The sequence below is a fragment of the Aeromonas sp. 602396 genome, assembly GCF_049173735.1.
Taxonomy (GTDB): domain Bacteria; phylum Pseudomonadota; class Gammaproteobacteria; order Enterobacterales; family Aeromonadaceae; genus Aeromonas; species Aeromonas veronii_A.
In genome coordinates this window covers 1-14960 of the sequence record NZ_JAAKSD010000016.1, presented here as the reverse complement: position 1 = coordinate 14960, position 14960 = coordinate 1, and the positions used below count along the sequence as shown (strand labels likewise).

Below are 14960 nucleotides of genomic sequence, written 5' to 3'. Positions count from 1 at the left end.
TCTTGCGTTACTGGATGTCTATCCCGGCCAGACGATACCAGCCACTCTCTTCCAGACCGGCAATGCCGAGCTGCAAAGCGGGCTGCTTGTCCTGACCGATGAAGGCCAGCTCCAGATAGTAGTGACCGCGTGCCATCCGGCCCGGCAGGGTCAGGCTGTCGCGAGTGGTAGCCTTGCTGCCCGGGATCCAGCGGGTCATGTCGTTGCGGGTCACCAGCATGGCGCCGACCTGGCCTTCCTCGTTGACCAGCCGGTAGGTGAGCGGCCAGTTGCGATAGGCCGGCGCTACCCCGTCGTTGTGCCAGTCGCCGTTGAGGGTAAGGGTAGCCCCCGGCTTCATGGTTCCCTTGAGGGTCAGCTGGTCCAGCACGATGCGATAGCCCATCTTGCGCAGAGCATTGTCGACGATGGGTCGATATTGGGGCGGAACCGGATCCGACTTGAGATTGATGGTGGAGGCGTGTTGGGCCAGCGCCCAGTCAAAGGTGGCCTTGACCTCCTCCATGGTGTACTGCTGCTGGCCTGGCCACTCGCTCAGCTTGCCGCACACCTCGAAACTGACCGGCGCCCGCTGCCAGCTGGAATCGAAGTTCGCCACATCAGCGCGGGCGCTCGCCAGTCGTTCCGGGTAGGCATTGCGCATGTGGCTCCAGTTTTGGGAGAAGTGGTGCCAGTCGCCGAGGCAGTCTGCCCGCCAGCCAGCTCCCTTGCCCACGGCATACTCGAACATGGGCAGGTTGTTGATCAGCATCAGCTTGGGGGTTCGCGGAAAAGCTGCCATCTGCAGATCAACATAGGGTTTGAGCTGCTCGCTGCTGTAGCGCTGCTCCAGCGTCGGGCCGGGGAAGTTGCTCATGTGCCACTCTCCCCATGAACCTATCATGCCGATGTCGACATGACTCAGCGCCGGGTTGCCATCGTAATGAGCGCCCAGCGCCTGAAACAGCCGGGTGGCCAGGGCGAGGAACTGCGGGTCGCTGTAGTCGGGCACAAAGGTCTGGTGGTTGTTCACCCACTCTCCCCGAATCCCCTTGTTGATGAGCCACTCCGGGATCTTGCTGCCAGAGAAGGGCTCATCAAGGGTCATGACCCTGAGGGCAATCGACTGTTTCGGGGTGGCGTGCTGTGCCTGATCGATGGCCCTGTCGATCAGGGCAAAGTTGTATTCGCCCTCCCGTGGCTCCAGCTCGCTCCAGTAGAAACGGAAGTAGTCGACCGTGCTGACCGGATGTTCGGCCAGAGAGAGGGGATGACCCCAGCTGTTGTGAAACTCTTCGATACCGACGCCGGGATTGTGCAAGAGGTCTTCGACCGGTTCGGGATGAATGGTGAGGGTACCGGCCAGAGCTCCCTGAGCCCATAGCAAGCCGGAATAGAGCAGGATCCTGCCCGGATGCATTTTCATGTGATCGTCCGCCTGTGGAACATGGTTGCATGCTAGGAAATTGGCGGACAAAGGCCCAGCCGGTTCCGCTTTTTTCGAGAAGAACCGACTGAAGCCTTTGTTGTCTAGGTCAGAGATTGACGGAGGTTGTGCCCTCAGTCGTCATTGTCATGTCCGGCTGGGCGGGACTCGACACTCTGTTGCCCCATCACCTGATACCAGTCGAGCTTGCGGGTCAGCATCATGATCAGCGCCAGGGTGGCGAACAGCAGCAGGGCGCCGAGCAGCAGGGCGATCTCTTCGGCCTGCAGCAGGCTGTAGAGGATGGCATAGACCAGCCCGAGCAGCGCTGCGAAGCCGATCCCCTGCTTCGGGCCACTCAGCACATGACTGAGGTAGAAGCCGTTGAGCAGCACGCTGGCCAGCGCGGCCACCAGATAGGCCCAGCCAAAGCCGAGGTGCTCGGTCAGGGCCAGCAGCACCAGATAGAAGATAGCCAGCCCCATGCCTACCAGCGCGTACTGGATCGGGTGAACCCTCAGCCCCTTGAGCAGCTCGAACATAAAGAAGCTGATAAAGGTGAGGCCGATGAAGAGCAGGGCATATTTGGCCGCCCGTTCGTTGAGCTGATAGTGATCCACCGGCTGCACCAGACTGACGCTGAAGGTGGAGAGATTGCTATCGCCCCCGTTCATCATCCGGTTGAAGCGGGTCTCCATGTCGCTGGCGAACCAGCTGGTTTGCCAGTTGGCCTCAAACCCTTGTGGGCTCAGGGTGCGACTGCCCGGCAGAAAGTCGCCGATAAAGTTGGGGTGGGGCCAGTTGCCCGCCAGCTGCAGGGTGCTCTCCTTGCCCAGCGGGACTATGTCGAGGGCGTTCATCCCCTGTAGATTGAGCTCCAGATGGAAGGTGCCATCCTGCTGCGGCAGGCTGTCGATCGGGGCATGGATACCCGCGAGCGCATCACCGAGGCGGGCGCCGGGGGCAAACGGGATCCGCTGTGTGCCGAGTTGCAGTTCGGGGACGCTGTTGATACCGCGGGCATCGGAGAGTACCAGACTCAGGTAGGGTTTGCCTGCCACCAGCTCATCATCCCCGGCGAGCGGCGCGCTCTCTTGTAGTTGAGCTGCTGTCGGCAAACGGCCGGAGAGGGAGAGCCGGGTCTGATAGACCTGCGCCTGATAGATGCCGAGCTTGCGCGGGGTCACCTCCATGATGGCCTGCACGTCCAGCTGTTCCGGCAGCAGGTAGCGATAGGTCTGCTCCTGACGGACGAAGCGCTTGCCATCCTGCTCGACCGTCACCGAACGGGTATAGGGCTGCACGATAACCGGCCCCATCAGCCGTTGCGGGCCACTGCTGCTGGCCATGATGCTCTGGATAGCCTGATTGCGGTAAATCTGCCGCTCCCGGTTCAGCTCCATGATGGATTGCACCGGTACCATCAGCAGCAGGCTGAGCAACAGCAGCAGAAAGATCTTGTGGGTGAATATCTGTTTGACCATGACACGTCTCCTTGTTGGATGGAGTGAGTCTGTCAGTCCGGTGTGAAGTGGTGATGGGTCTGTGTGAAGTGGTGGTGAAGGGGGATAAAAAAACCGGCATTGCGCCGGTTTCTGGAGGAATTACAGGGTCTTCAGCTTCCCGGGCAATGCGGCCAGCACCTCTTCTTTCGCCTTGAGCGAGGCGAACTGCTTGCCGGGCTTTTGCACCACGGTATGGACAAAGATCAGCTGTTTGCCCGGTTTGCTGGCCCAGCCGACGAACCAGCCGATCTGCTGATCGCGGTTGAGGCTGCCATCCAGCTTCTTCGGGTAGCCCATGCCGGTCTTGCCGTGGATCTGCCAGCCGTCGATCTCGCTCACCTTGAGGATATTGGCGGTGTACTGCAGGGTCTGCGCCGAGACCGGAAGCTTGCCGCTCAGCATCTTGCCGAGGAAGCGGGCCTGCTCCTCCGGACTGATGGCGAGGCTGGAGCTGAGCCAGGCCTGGGTCAGGCCGTCATGTTTGCCCGGATTACCGGAGAGATCCCGGTTGCCGTAGTCGAAGCGGTCGACATATTGCTGGAAGCGCTCCATCCCCAGCCATTCGGTGAGCTGCTGGGAAAACCAGACCACCGAGTAGGTTTCCCAGCGGCGCGGGGTGGTGGTTTCACGCCAGGCGGGCAGCCAGCCGTCATAGCTCGGTTTGTAGGGCAGCGCCGGATGCTCTTCATCCACCAGATAGCCACTGTCGTAACCCATCAGCGCCAGCGGGATCTTGAAGGTGGACGCGGGCGGCAGCTGGCTGGAGCAGTCCCCTTCGCTGGAGAGGGTCTGGCCGTTGCCGTCGGCATAGAGAAAGCAGCCGCTGGCGGCGGAGGCAGGCAGGTCTGCGAGCAGACCGGCAGCCAGCAGGCTGGAGAGAAGCAGGCGGGACATAGCATTTCCTTGAGCAAATGGATGAGAGAAAGCGGCAGTCTAATGCCGCTTTGTGTGGGGAATGTGAAGTTGCGGGGGGACTAGGCGAATGGCAGCCAGAGTTCCGCCAGCGCGCCTCCTTCCGGCCGGTTGCTCAGGGTCAGACGGCCGCCATGCTGGTGGGCTACCTCATGGGTGAAGCTAAGCCCCAGACCACTGCTCTTGCCCTTGTCCGGTCGTGGCAGGGAGTAGAAGCGCTCGAAAATGCGCGGCAATGCGTAGTCGGGAATGCCGGGGCCGCAGTCGGTAACCCGAAAACAGTAGCCCTCCTCCTGCTGGCTGCCGCTCAGGGTGACCTGCCTGTTGGCGGGAGAGAAGTCGATAGCGTTATCCAGCAGGTTGCCGATGGCCTGCTCCACCAGCAGCGGATCCCACTTCTGTTTCGGCGCGCTGGCCAGCTCGGCCACCAACTCGACCTGACGGCGCTGGGCGATGATCTGGCGAGCATCGAGGGTGCGCTTGCCCAGTTTCGCTGGCTCCACCGACTGGCGATCCAGCCCCTGCCCCGACTCCAGCCGCGCCAGTTGCAGCATTCGCTCGATCAGCTGCTGCATGCGCGCGGTTTCCAGATTGATGTTGCCGATAAACCGTTTGGCAACTTCGGGGGGTGGCGTTTCGGCCAAAATCTCCCCTGCCCCGCGAATGGCCGCCAGCGGGCTCTTCAGCTCGTGGGTCAGGCTGTGCACATAGGCTTCGATGTAGCTTTTGCCATCGAGCTGGTGGCGCATGGTTTCCAGCGAGCGGCCGAGCCGATCCAGCTCGACGGTGTGCAACTGCGGCAGCGGTGCCGCCTCCCCCTTGCTGACCGAGTCGGCATAGTGCACCAGCTTGCCGATGGCGCGGTTGAGCCACCACACCAGCAGGCTGCCGATCAGCAGCGAGATGAGCAGCATCTGGCCGCCGGCCCGCAGCAGCTCCTGTTCCCCCCGCTCGATGGCTGGCATCAGGGTGCGGTTGGGTTTGGCGACGGTGAGGGAGCCGATGATCTCGGCCCCTTCCCGCAGCGGTGCAGCCACATACATGGTCGAGCTGGCGGCATCGTCGGGATCGGTGCGGGTGCTGCGGGCGCCATACTGGCCACGCAGAGTGCGGTAGACATCGTTCCAGCGGGAATAATCCTTGCCCAGATCCGTGCCGTCGGAGTCGTAAATCACCATCCCCTGCCGATCCGTCACATAGATGCGGTACTCCGCCTGCTGCTTGAGGTGGCCGTCGATCATCGCATTGATGGGATTCTGGTTGAGGCGGGCGAAGGCGCTGGCCAACCGCCCGTTCATCATATTGCCCTCTTGCAGGTCATCGAGCGCGAGCGGCGCCAGCAGCTGGGTCATGTCGACCAGAGTATCCTCGGTGGCGCTGCGCACCCCGGGTTTTATCTCCTCGACGAAGATCTCCAGTACAAACCAGGCGGCCAGCGCGAAGATCAGCAGCAGGCCGCACAGCAGTTGCAACCCGAGTCTCATGCCAGCTCCAGGCTGTAGCCCAGCCCGCGGTGGGTGAGGATCAGGTTGGCTTCTGGATCATGTTCGCGCAGCTTGGCGCGGATGGTCTTGATGTGGGTATCGACGGTGCGATCAAGACTCTCCTCCGCATCCTGCCACACCAGATCCATCAGCTGCTGGCGGGAGTAGACCCGCCCCGGCGCCTGCATCAGGGTCTTGAGCAGTAGATATTCGTAGCGGGTGAGGGCCAGCGGTTGGCCGCGAAAGTGAATGCGGGCCCGCTGCTCATCCAGTACCAGCAGGGTGCTGGGCTGGGGGGCGACCGGCTGGCTGCGGCGCAGGATGACCCGCACCCTGGCACACACTTCCCGTGGCGAGAAGGGTTTGGCCACATAGTCGTCGGCACCGATCTCCAGCCCGATCAGTCGGTCTATCTCCTCGCTGCGGGCGGTGAGGAACATCAGGGGGATATCGGTCAGCGCCCTCACCTGCTTGCAGAGTTCGAAGCCGCTGATGTCGGGCAGCCCCACATCGAGGATCAGGAAGTCGGGTCGCGTCTGTTCCAGTCGTGTCAGCAACTGCTGGCCCAGCATGAACCACTCCACCTCGAACCCGTCGGTCTGCAGGGCGTAAATCAGGGTGTCGGCGATGCTGGCCTCATCCTCCACCAGCCAGATGACTCTCTTTTGCATGGCATCCTCGTCGCAAATTGGCACCCCATTCTGGCATCGAACCAAATCGGATCCTATTTGCTGTTTTATTTTTCCGAAAAAGGGGCTAATATTTCGATGTTCTTTCGAATCGAAACTTAAAAATGACCAAACGTAATACTCAACAACGCCGCCACACCATAGTGACCCTGGTACAAGAGCAGGGTGAAGTGAGCGTCGACGCCCTTGCCAAACACTTTTCTACCTCCGAAGTGACCATCCGTAAAGATCTGGCGGTACTGGAGACCGGCGGTCTGCTGCTGCGCCGTTACGGTGGTGCCGTTCCCTTGCCAAACGAGATGGTGGTCGAGGTCAACCCTGAACAAGTTTCGAACCGAAAGTTAGCTATTGCCCGTTCGGCGGCCGAGCGGCTGCGTGATCACAACCGCGTCATCATCGACAGCGGCAGCACCACCAGCGCCATGATCCCCATGCTGGGCAACAAGCGCGGCCTCATAGTGATGACCAACTCCCTCAATGTGGCCGGTGCCCTGCGCGAGCTGGAAAATGAGCCTACCCTGTTAATGACCGGTGGCACTTGGGACCCTCACTCCGAATCCTTCCAGGGGCAGGTGGCGGAACAGGTGTTGCGCTCCTACGACTTCGACCAGCTCTTTATCGGTGCCGACGGCATCGACCCGGAGCGTGGCACCACCACCTTCAACGAGCTGGTGGGCCTGTCGCGGGTCATGGCCGAGGTATCGCGGGAGGTCATTGTGATGGTCGAATCGGAAAAGATCGGCCGCAAGATCCCCAATCTCGAACTTCCCTGGTCGAGCATCCATACCCTGGTGACCGACGAGGGGCTGGCCAGCGAGGCCAGAGAACAGATTCAAGCCCAGGGGGTGACGCTTATCTGCGCCCCGGTCACTTGCTGACACGAGCTCTGAACCATCCAACTGACTTTACGATTTGCATCTCAAGGAGAAGTGTATGTGTGGCATCGTCGGGGCTGTTGCCCAACGTGATGTGGCTGAAATTCTGGTAGAGGGCCTGCGCCGTCTGGAGTACCGCGGTTATGACTCAGCCGGTGTGGCCGTGTTCAGCGCCAACCAGCCGTTGCAGCGGGTTCGCCGTCTGGGCAAGGTGGCCGAGCTGGCCAAGGCGCTCGACGAGCAGTCCGTCCATGGTGGTACCGGCATCGCCCATACCCGCTGGGCCACTCACGGCGAGCCTTCCGAGCGCAATGCCCATCCCCACGTCTCCGAGCATATCGTGGTGGTGCACAACGGCATCATCGAGAACCACGAAGAGCTGCGGGAAGAATTGAAGGCGCTGGGTTATGTGTTCAGCTCCGACACCGATACCGAGGTGATTGCCCATCTGGTCCATCACGAGCTGAAGAGCGCCGGCAGCCTGCTGGCCGCCATGCAGACTGCGGTGAAGCAGCTGCGCGGTGCCTACGGTACCGTGGTGATGGACAGCCGCGACGACAGCCGCGTGGTGGTGGCCCGTTCCGGTTCACCGCTGGTGATCGGCCGCGGTATCGGCGAGAACTTTATCGCCTCCGACCAGATGGCGCTGCTGCCGGTGACCCGTCGCTTCATCTTCCTGGAAGAGGGTGATGTGGCCGAAGTGACCCGTCGCGATGTGCATATCTTCGATACCAACGGTAACGCCGTGGTGCGTGAAGAGCAGGAGTCCGAACTCTCCCACGATGCCGGTGACAAGGGCGAATACCGTCATTACATGCTCAAAGAGATCCACGAGCAACCCAAAGCGATCACCAACACCCTGGAAGGGCGTCTGGGCAGCGATCACGTGGTGGTCGAATCGTTCGGCAACGGCGCTCGCGCCATCTTTGACAAGGTCGAGCACGTGCAGATCGTCGCCTGCGGCACCTCCTATCACTCCGGCATGGTGGCTCGCTACTGGTTCGAAGAGATCGCTGGCGTCTCCTGCGATGTGGAGATCGCCTCCGAGTTCCGCTATCGCAAATCGGTAGTGCGCCCCAACAGCCTGCTGGTGACCCTCTCCCAGAGTGGCGAGACTGCCGATACCCTGGCGGCGCTGCGTCTGGCCAAGGAATCCGGCTACATGAGCTCGCTGGCTATCTGCAACGTGCCGGGCTCCTCGCTGGTGCGTGAATCGGATCTGGCCTTTATGACTCGCGCGGGGGCAGAAATTGGAGTGGCCTCCACCAAGGCGTTCACCACCCAGCTGGCTGGCCTGTTGATGCTGGTGGCCTCGGTCGGTCACTGCCGTGGCCACCTGAGCGCCGCCGCCGAAGCCGAACTGGTCAAGGCGCTGCAAGCCCTGCCGCTGCGTATTAAAGAGAGCCTGGCACTGGCCAAGGATATCGAAACCCTGGCCGAAGAGTTTGCCGACAAGCAGCACAGCCTGTTCCTCGGCCGTGGCAGCCAGTACCCCATCGCCATGGAGGGGGCGCTCAAGCTCAAAGAGATCTCCTACATCCACGCCGAAGCTTACGCCGCTGGCGAACTGAAGCACGGCCCGCTGGCGCTGATCGATGCCGAAATGCCCATTATTGTGGTGGCGCCGAACAACGATCTGCTGGAGAAGCTCAAGTCCAACGTGGAAGAGGTGCGCGCCCGTGGCGGTATCCTCTACGTGTTCGCCGATGCCGATACCGGCTTCAAGAGCGACGAGACCATGCGGGTCATGAACCTCAACCATGTGGAAGAGGTGATCGCCCCCATTGTCTATACCGTGCCGCTGCAGCTGCTCTCCTATCACGTTGCCCTGATCAAGGGCACCGACGTCGACCAGCCGCGCAACCTGGCAAAATCGGTGACCGTCGAGTAAGTCACTTTCTTAAATGATAAAGAGCCGCAATTGCGGCTCTTTTTGTTTCGGCTGAGGGGTTACGACAGCCGCAGGTTGGTGATGGTGACCTCGTCGAGGGAGGGCACAATGATGCCGCTGGTGATCCCTTTGGCGATGGCTTGACTGCGGTTCTTCGAGTCGGTCTTGTTGGTCACCTGGGTCAGGTGAAAGTTGACCGTCCGCTCACTGATGCCGAGGATGGTGGCGATCTCCCAGGAGGTCTTGCCCTCGCTTGCCCAGAACAGGCACTCCTTCTCCCGATCCGACAGTTCGGTCAGGTACTTCATCAGGTCAGGCCGGCTTTTGATCAGTTGCAGCGCGGAGTTGAAGATGTAGCTGGCGCAGAATGACAGCAAGGGAACGTTTTCAAACATCAGATCAGAGTTGGACTTCTCCTTGGTGATGAATGAGAGGATACCGTGCTCCCCCTGCGGGGTGTGGAGCGGGAAGGATACGCCGTTGCGCACCCCGAAATCGGCAGCCAGGTTCATCACGTCGCGGCTGGCGCTGGGTAGCCAGGGCGAGTCGCAGTCGAGTTTGTTCCAGAAGATAGGCTGGGTCTGTTTCAGCCCCAGATAGACCACCGGATCCTGGGTCAGATACTGGTTTTCGCTGTAGGCGTCAAACCAGCTGGTCGGACAGTTGTTGAACAGTGCCACGTGGGATTTCTGCATGCTGATGGGGAAAATAATCAACAGCCGGAAGTAATCAAAGCCCATTTGATGACTGAAGCGTTCCAGTTGTTGCTGGATATCGCTGGTTTTTGTTGCCTTGGTGAACTTGTCGATATGTTCCCAGATCGCATCGTTGAGCATGACTTTCTCCTTTTTCGATCTCTATCACACTGATCGAAAAGATTTTTTCTCGTTATTTATATTTGTGCGGTGGCTATTGGCGCCACTTATTCCGTGCGTGTCTAAAAATTATCCTGTTTTTGTGCATAAAGGCCAAGAAAATCCTCTCGTTGCCAGTCCGCCCCGCATTTGAGATAATGATAATAGTTATCATTAGTAAGATGTATTTCAATGAACAAATTATGGGGTGTGGCCCTGCTGCCACTGTCAGTCCACTTTGCTGCCATCGGGGATGAGCTGGTTGCTCCCGCCCTCAAGAACAGCATAGCTGCCGGGAAAGCCTCCCAGCAGCGGGTGGAAAAAGCCGCCGATGCCGCCGTTGCCGCACGACTGGAGCTGCAAAATGCCCAGCTGCAACTGCGCGACCTCGAAGCCTACAACCGCTACATGCAATCTCTGGTGGCCGATCAGCAAAATGAGCTGGGTAAATTGAGTCAGCAGCTGGAAGCGGTGCAAGAGACCCGTCAGGGCTTGATCCCGCTGATGTTGCAGATGCAGGCAGATCTGGAACTGCTGGTGCAAAACGACATCCCGCTGCGCAAGGAAGATCGTTTGGCGCGGGTTGAACAGTTGAAAGCGACCCTGGCCCGCGCAGACGTTAGCGAGGCAGAGAAATTCCGTCAGCTGCTGCAGGCCTATCAGATCGAAGCCGAGTACGGCAGCCGGATGGACAGCTATTCCGCCGAGCTGGAGCTGGATGGTGCTCCTCGTCGGGTCGATGTGCTGGCGCTGGGTCGGGTCTCCCTGCTGGCAATGACGGCCGATCGCAGTCAGGCATGGCGCTGGTCTGCCGAGGCGAAGCAGTGGCAAGCCCTCGATAGCCAGTGGCTCTCCCCTATCGCCGAGGCAATGGATGTGGCCGCCGACAAGAAAGTTCCCCAGTTGCTCAATGTCCCCCTCTCTGTCAGCCGCAGTCAGGAGGCCCAATCATGAGAGTCACCATGAAGTGGTTCCCCCTCCTTATTGCCCTCTTCTGCGGTACCAACGCCGCTGTCGCCGATGAGTGGCAGCAGCAGGAACAGGCTCGTGAACAGCAGGCTCAGCAAGATCTGGCGACCGTTGCCAAGGAGCTCGGCACTGCCCGTGCCAGACTGGCCGAGGCCCAGCGCCTGAGCAAGGAGCTGGCTGGCAAGTTCGCCAGCAACGAGAAGCAGCTGGTCGAGCTTAACGCCCAGTGGGAGCAAGCCTCCGGCGACATGAACGAGATCTTCGCGGTCACCCGTCAGGGCGCCAGCGATGCGGTCAAGCTGCTGAGCGAATCCGCCGTCGAGGGCCAGTACCCGGAGCGTCTCGCCCCGCTGAAAGCCATGGCACAGGATAAACAGGTGCCGGATCGTGCCGCTCTCGCCCTGCTGCCCGCCACGCTGCTGCAGGAGATCCGCGAATCTGGCCGGATTGCCCAGTTCAACGGCAAGGTGCTCGATGCCCAGGGGGCTGCCAGCGAGCAGTCGCTGACCCGGGTTGGCAGTTTTGCCCTGCTGGGGAGCGAAGGCTTCCTGCAACCGACCGCCGAAGGCTTGAGCCCGGTACTGGGTCTGCCCGGTAGTGTGCTCTCTGCCGTTGCGGCTTATCAGGGTCAGGAAGGGGAAGCGCTGCCGCTGGATCCTTCTCATGGCACTCTGCTGGCGATGCTGGCACAGGCACCCACCTTCTGGCAGCAGGTACAGCAAGGTGGTCAGGTCGGCGCCATTATCGTGCTGCTGGCCGCTATCGGTTTGGGAATTGCTGCGGTACGGCTGTGGAGTCTCTCCCGCGAACTTACTCTGGTGCGCCGCCAGCTCAAGAGCGGCGAGTATCACGCCGACAACGCCCTCGGCCGGGTGCTGACGGTAGCAGACAAACACCCCGAGCTGAGCATGGAGACCCTCGAGCTGCGTCTTGATGAGGCGATCCTGCAGGAGACTCCTCGTATGGAGCGCGGTATCGGCATGGTCAAGGTAATCGCGGCCATCGCCCCCATGCTGGGTCTGCTCGGTACCGTAACCGGGATGATCGGCACCTTCCAGGCCATCACCCAGTTTGGTACCGGCGATCCCAAGATCATGGCGGGCGGCATCTCCATGGCGCTGGTCACCACGGTACAGGGTCTGGTTGCGGCCATTCCGCTGATCCTGGCCCACAGCCTGCTGCAATCGCGCTTCACCGAGCTCTCCAATGTGCTGGAGCAGCAAGTAGCCGGCATTCTGGCTGAGCGCGCCGAGAGCAATAATGGCGGGATGGAGCGAGCAGCATGATGCTCGACATCTGGCAACAGCTGCAGAGTTTCATGGGCCGTGGCGGCCCTGTGCTCTGGGTCATTCTGGCCCTGCTAGTGCTGATGTGGATTTTGATGATCGAGCGGCTGCTCTACCTCAATCTGGGTTTTGGCCCCTTGCAGCAACAGCTGCTCGGCCGCTGGCAGGCCCGCAGCGAGCGCCACAGTTGGCACGCCCGGGCGATCCGCAGCCGCTGGCTGGCGCAGGCAGAGCTGGAACTGAACCGTCATCTGATCTTCATCCGCACCCTGGTGGTGCTCTGTCCCATGCTGGGGTTGCTGGGCACAGTGACCGGCATGATCGGCGTATTCGATGCGTTGGCTGCGGCCAACCGCTTTAACCCGGAGAGCATGGCGGGCGGGATCTCCCGCGCCACTATCCCCACCATGGCGGGCATGGTGGTGGCGCTCTCCGGCGTGTTGTTACTCAGTCGGCTCGAGAGTCAGGCCAAGCGTGCGCTGGCCAAGACCCGGGACGGCCTGCGAGAAGAGAAGGTAATGCAATGAGACGGCAATCCAAACGCCAGCGTGACGAAGTGCAGATCGACATGACTCCCATGCTGGATATCGTGTTCATCATGCTGATCTTCTTTATTGTCACCACCTCCTTCGTGCGCGAAGCCGGGCTCGAGGTGCACAGACCCCAGGCCAGTCAGGCCAAGGCGCAGAAATCCTCCAGCATCATGCTGGCGATCGGGGCTCAGGGTCAGATCTTCCTCGACCGCAAGCAGATCGATGTGGAGCGGGTACAGGCCACCATCGCCCGTCTGCTGGCGGAGCAGCCCGATGCCAGCCTGGTGATCCAGGCCGACGAGCGGGTACCCCATGGCAAGGTGGTGCGGGTGATGGATGAGGCCAAGGCGGCGGGTATCGCCAATATCGCCGTGGCGGTGGCGCCGAAATGAAATACAAGCTGATGAGCCTGGGGCTGGGGATTGCCCTCAGTCTGGGCATCCTGCTGTTTATGGCCACGCTGGTTGAACCGCTCCGGGGCGAGAAGGTGGCGAGCGAACAGAAGCCCATCGTCATCAATATGCAGAACGAGGTGACCGAGGTGCAGGTACGCGAGCGTCCAGTGCCGCAGGAGCCCGAGCCTCTGCCAGAGCCTCCCGCGGCATTGGCCTCGACACCGCTGCCGATGCCTGCCGCGGCCCCCTTGGCGGCCGTTGAGCCGAGTCTGGATCTGGTTTCAAGCCTCAGCGCGGTGCAGGTCTATGCCCCCGGAGTGGCGACCAGTACCGCACCGGTATTGAGTGGCAACTACCACGGCCAGCAGCAGGGAGCGGGTATCGGCGCAGGTGACATGCTGATGCCGCTGCAACGGATCGAGCCGGTCTACCCCTATCGTGCCCAGCAGTCAGGGATCGAAGGATTCGTCACCCTGCGCTTTAGCGTGAATGCCGAAGGTGGCGTGCAGGATGTGGAAGTGGTCGAGGCCAAGCCCAAGCGTCAGTTCGAGCGGGCGGCCATTCAGGCGATCAACAAGTGGCGCTATCAGCCGAGACCGGGCGCCACCGACAAGCTGGTGCAAGTCATCACGCTCAAATTCAAACTGGAGTCATAACTATGTTGCGGATCTGGATCTGTCTGCTGGCCCTGGTTGGCCAAGCCTGTCTGGCGATGGAGGTCAGCCCTCACTTCTCCCGTCAGCTTGAACCCGTGATGAGGCTCTATCAGTCTGGTCAGTGGCAACAGGCCCAGAGCAAGGCATCCGGCCTCAAGCCAAATAGCGATGCCGAGCGTGCCTGGCTGGCGCAGTTGCAAGCCTCGCTGGCGGCCAATCTGCAACAGACCGCCCAAGCGAGCCGCTACGTCGAACAGGCCCTTTCCTATAAAGAGTGGCCCGAGCAACAACAGCTTCAGCTGCTGCGACTGCGCGGCGATATTCAGGCCCAGCAATCCAACTGGTCTGGTGCCATCGCCAGCTACAAGGCGGCACTGGCGCTCAAGCATGACGATGCACTGCGCCTGCGTCTGGCTGGCCTCTATTACCACAACAAACAGTACGGTGACGCCGCCAGCCAGAGCGAACAGTTGTTGAAGAAGGGTTGGCAGAAACAGGCCGCCATCATTCGTCTCTCCGCCCTCACCGCCCAGCAACGTTATGGCGTGGCGGCCGATCAGGCGGCCGAGCTGATCCGTCATGAGCCGACAGAGAGTAAGTGGTGGCAACAGGCGGTATCGCTCAACCTCTCCGCCAAACGTGGGGATCAGGCGTTGGCGCTGCTGCAGACTGCCATCGACAGAAAACTGATGGATGACGCGTCAGCCCGCAACCAGCTGATCCGCCTCTATGCCTGGCAAGGGCTGCCTTATCGTGGTGCCCGTCTGCTGGAGGCGGCCATGGCCAAGGGACAGATGAAGCAAAGTGCTGAAAACCGCCAACTGCTGGCCCAATTGTGGGAAGGTGCCCGGGAGTGGTCACAAGCAGTTGATAGCTGGCAGCAGCTGGCCAGCCTACATGGTCAGCCCAAAGCTGCCATGCGCGCCGCCGAACTGCTGCTGCAACAGGGCAAGACAGATGCCGCCATGACCCAGCTCGCCGCCATCAAGTCGGTAAAAGGCGAGCAAGGCAATCGTGCCAAAGCATTGCTGGTGCAGGCACACCTTAATAAGGAGCAGTATGCCCAGGCGCTGAAACTGGCCCGAGAGCTGCAGCAGCAGGATAACTGGCAGCAGAAGGCAACCAGCTGGGTCAACTATATCCGGGCACAAAGCGAAGAGTTGAGCAAAAAAGCAGCGTAAAAGAGGTGCCAATGGGCTGTTTTGGGGTGTTCAGTTCGCTTTTTCAGCAAAAGAACGCATTTTTGCAAAAAGCCCTTGTCATCCCGGCGCGGCTCCCTATAATGCGCCCCTACCAGCACGGCGGAACACGCCGGACTGATGAGCCAGCTTCCTAGCGAAGTGGGCGCCGAAAGAAAAGCGAAAACAACTGCTTGACTTTCGAGGTGAGAAGCGTAATATGCGCCTCCTCAACGCGACAAGCGTGACGTTCTTTAACAATTTGAATCAAGCAATCTGTGTGGGCACTCACAGCATCGAACATCAAAAACAATTTTTGATTTTCAAT

14 protein-coding genes are annotated in these 14960 nt (G+C 60.6%); 8 read left to right on the top strand and 6 right to left on the bottom strand.

The features are described 5' to 3' along the window. Nucleotides 1-7 precede the first annotated feature (7 nt). The 5 genes from G5229_RS17240 to blrA all read right to left on the bottom strand — a co-directional run bounded on the left by G5229_RS17240 (nucleotide 8) and on the right by blrA (nucleotide 5977). On the bottom strand, nucleotides 8-1405 hold the full coding sequence (locus G5229_RS17240) for a DUF4832 domain-containing protein (RefSeq protein ID WP_421209788.1): 1398 nt from the start codon (nucleotides 1403-1405) through the stop codon (nucleotides 8-10). 134 nt (nucleotides 1406-1539) lie between these two features. Continuing rightward, the gene (gene creD, locus G5229_RS17235; protein ID WP_216952462.1) at nucleotides 1540-2889 is read right to left on the bottom strand and encodes a cell envelope integrity protein CreD; all 1350 of its coding nucleotides are present in this window, start codon (nucleotides 2887-2889) and stop codon (nucleotides 1540-1542) included. Nucleotides 2890-3009: 120 nt separating this feature from the next. Beyond that, nucleotides 3010-3804 carry an OXA-12 family class D beta-lactamase gene (gene blaOXA / locus G5229_RS17230; RefSeq protein WP_421209785.1) on the bottom strand — a complete coding sequence of 265 codons (795 nt, stop codon included), beginning with the start codon at nucleotides 3802-3804 and terminating at the stop codon, nucleotides 3010-3012. Nucleotides 3805-3884: 80 nt separating this feature from the next. After that, the gene (gene blrB, locus G5229_RS17225; protein WP_421209783.1) at nucleotides 3885-5306 is read right to left on the bottom strand and encodes a beta-lactam sensor histidine kinase BlrB; all 1422 of its coding nucleotides are present in this window, start codon (nucleotides 5304-5306) and stop codon (nucleotides 3885-3887) included. Further along, a complete protein-coding gene (gene blrA / locus G5229_RS17220) occupies nucleotides 5303-5977 on the bottom strand; it encodes a beta-lactam response regulator transcription factor BlrA (protein WP_157161682.1) in 675 nt (224 codons plus the stop codon). Before blrA ends, blrB begins: the two co-directional genes overlap by 4 nt. A gap of 122 nt (nucleotides 5978-6099) precedes the next feature. Here blrA and G5229_RS17215 point away from each other — a divergent pair, with 122 nt between their 5' ends. Together G5229_RS17215 and glmS are read left to right on the top strand one after the other, a co-directional pair. After that, nucleotides 6100-6873 carry a DeoR/GlpR family DNA-binding transcription regulator gene (locus tag G5229_RS17215; RefSeq protein ID WP_421209781.1) on the top strand — a complete coding sequence of 258 codons (774 nt, stop codon included), beginning with the start codon at nucleotides 6100-6102 and terminating at the stop codon, nucleotides 6871-6873. Between the two features lie 55 nt (nucleotides 6874-6928). Further along, complete coding sequence (glmS, locus tag G5229_RS17210) at nucleotides 6929-8761, top strand: glutamine--fructose-6-phosphate transaminase (isomerizing) (RefSeq protein WP_005355853.1); 1833 nt, start codon at nucleotides 6929-6931, stop codon at nucleotides 8759-8761. Between the two features lie 59 nt (nucleotides 8762-8820). On the opposite strand, the gene G5229_RS17205 is transcribed toward glmS, so the two are convergent. Then, a complete protein-coding gene (locus tag G5229_RS17205; RefSeq protein ID WP_216952456.1) occupies nucleotides 8821-9597 on the bottom strand; it encodes a helix-turn-helix transcriptional regulator in 777 nt (258 codons plus the stop codon). 210 nt (nucleotides 9598-9807) lie between these two features. On the opposite strand from G5229_RS17205, the gene G5229_RS17200 reads away from it, so the two are divergent. The 6 genes from G5229_RS17200 to G5229_RS17175 are packed head-to-tail and all read left to right on the top strand — an operon-like array spanning nucleotide 9808 to nucleotide 14635. Beyond that, entirely contained in the window at nucleotides 9808-10569 is a 762-nt protein-coding gene (locus tag G5229_RS17200) for a DUF3450 domain-containing protein (RefSeq protein ID WP_216979813.1), read from the top strand. Beyond that, nucleotides 10566-11870: a MotA/TolQ/ExbB proton channel family protein gene (locus G5229_RS17195; RefSeq protein ID WP_257691535.1), complete on the top strand. Its 1305-nt coding sequence runs from the start codon at nucleotides 10566-10568 to the stop codon at nucleotides 11868-11870. The genes G5229_RS17200 and G5229_RS17195 overlap by 4 nt, the downstream gene beginning before the upstream one ends. Next, nucleotides 11867-12397 carry a MotA/TolQ/ExbB proton channel family protein gene (locus tag G5229_RS17190; protein WP_005339367.1) on the top strand — a complete coding sequence of 177 codons (531 nt, stop codon included), beginning with the start codon at nucleotides 11867-11869 and terminating at the stop codon, nucleotides 12395-12397. Before G5229_RS17195 ends, G5229_RS17190 begins: the two co-directional genes overlap by 4 nt. Further along, entirely contained in the window at nucleotides 12394-12795 is a 402-nt protein-coding gene (locus G5229_RS17185) for an ExbD/TolR family protein (RefSeq protein WP_005339369.1), read from the top strand. The genes G5229_RS17190 and G5229_RS17185 overlap by 4 nt, the downstream gene beginning before the upstream one ends. Further along, the gene (locus G5229_RS17180) at nucleotides 12792-13454 is read left to right on the top strand and encodes a TonB family protein (protein WP_421206842.1); all 663 of its coding nucleotides are present in this window, start codon (nucleotides 12792-12794) and stop codon (nucleotides 13452-13454) included. Before G5229_RS17185 ends, G5229_RS17180 begins: the two co-directional genes overlap by 4 nt. A 2-nt stretch (nucleotides 13455-13456) precedes the next feature. After that, nucleotides 13457-14635 (top strand): hypothetical protein, encoded by a 1179-nt coding sequence (locus G5229_RS17175; RefSeq protein WP_421209779.1) that lies wholly within the window; start codon nucleotides 13457-13459, stop codon nucleotides 14633-14635. Nucleotides 14636-14960 lie beyond the last annotated feature (325 nt).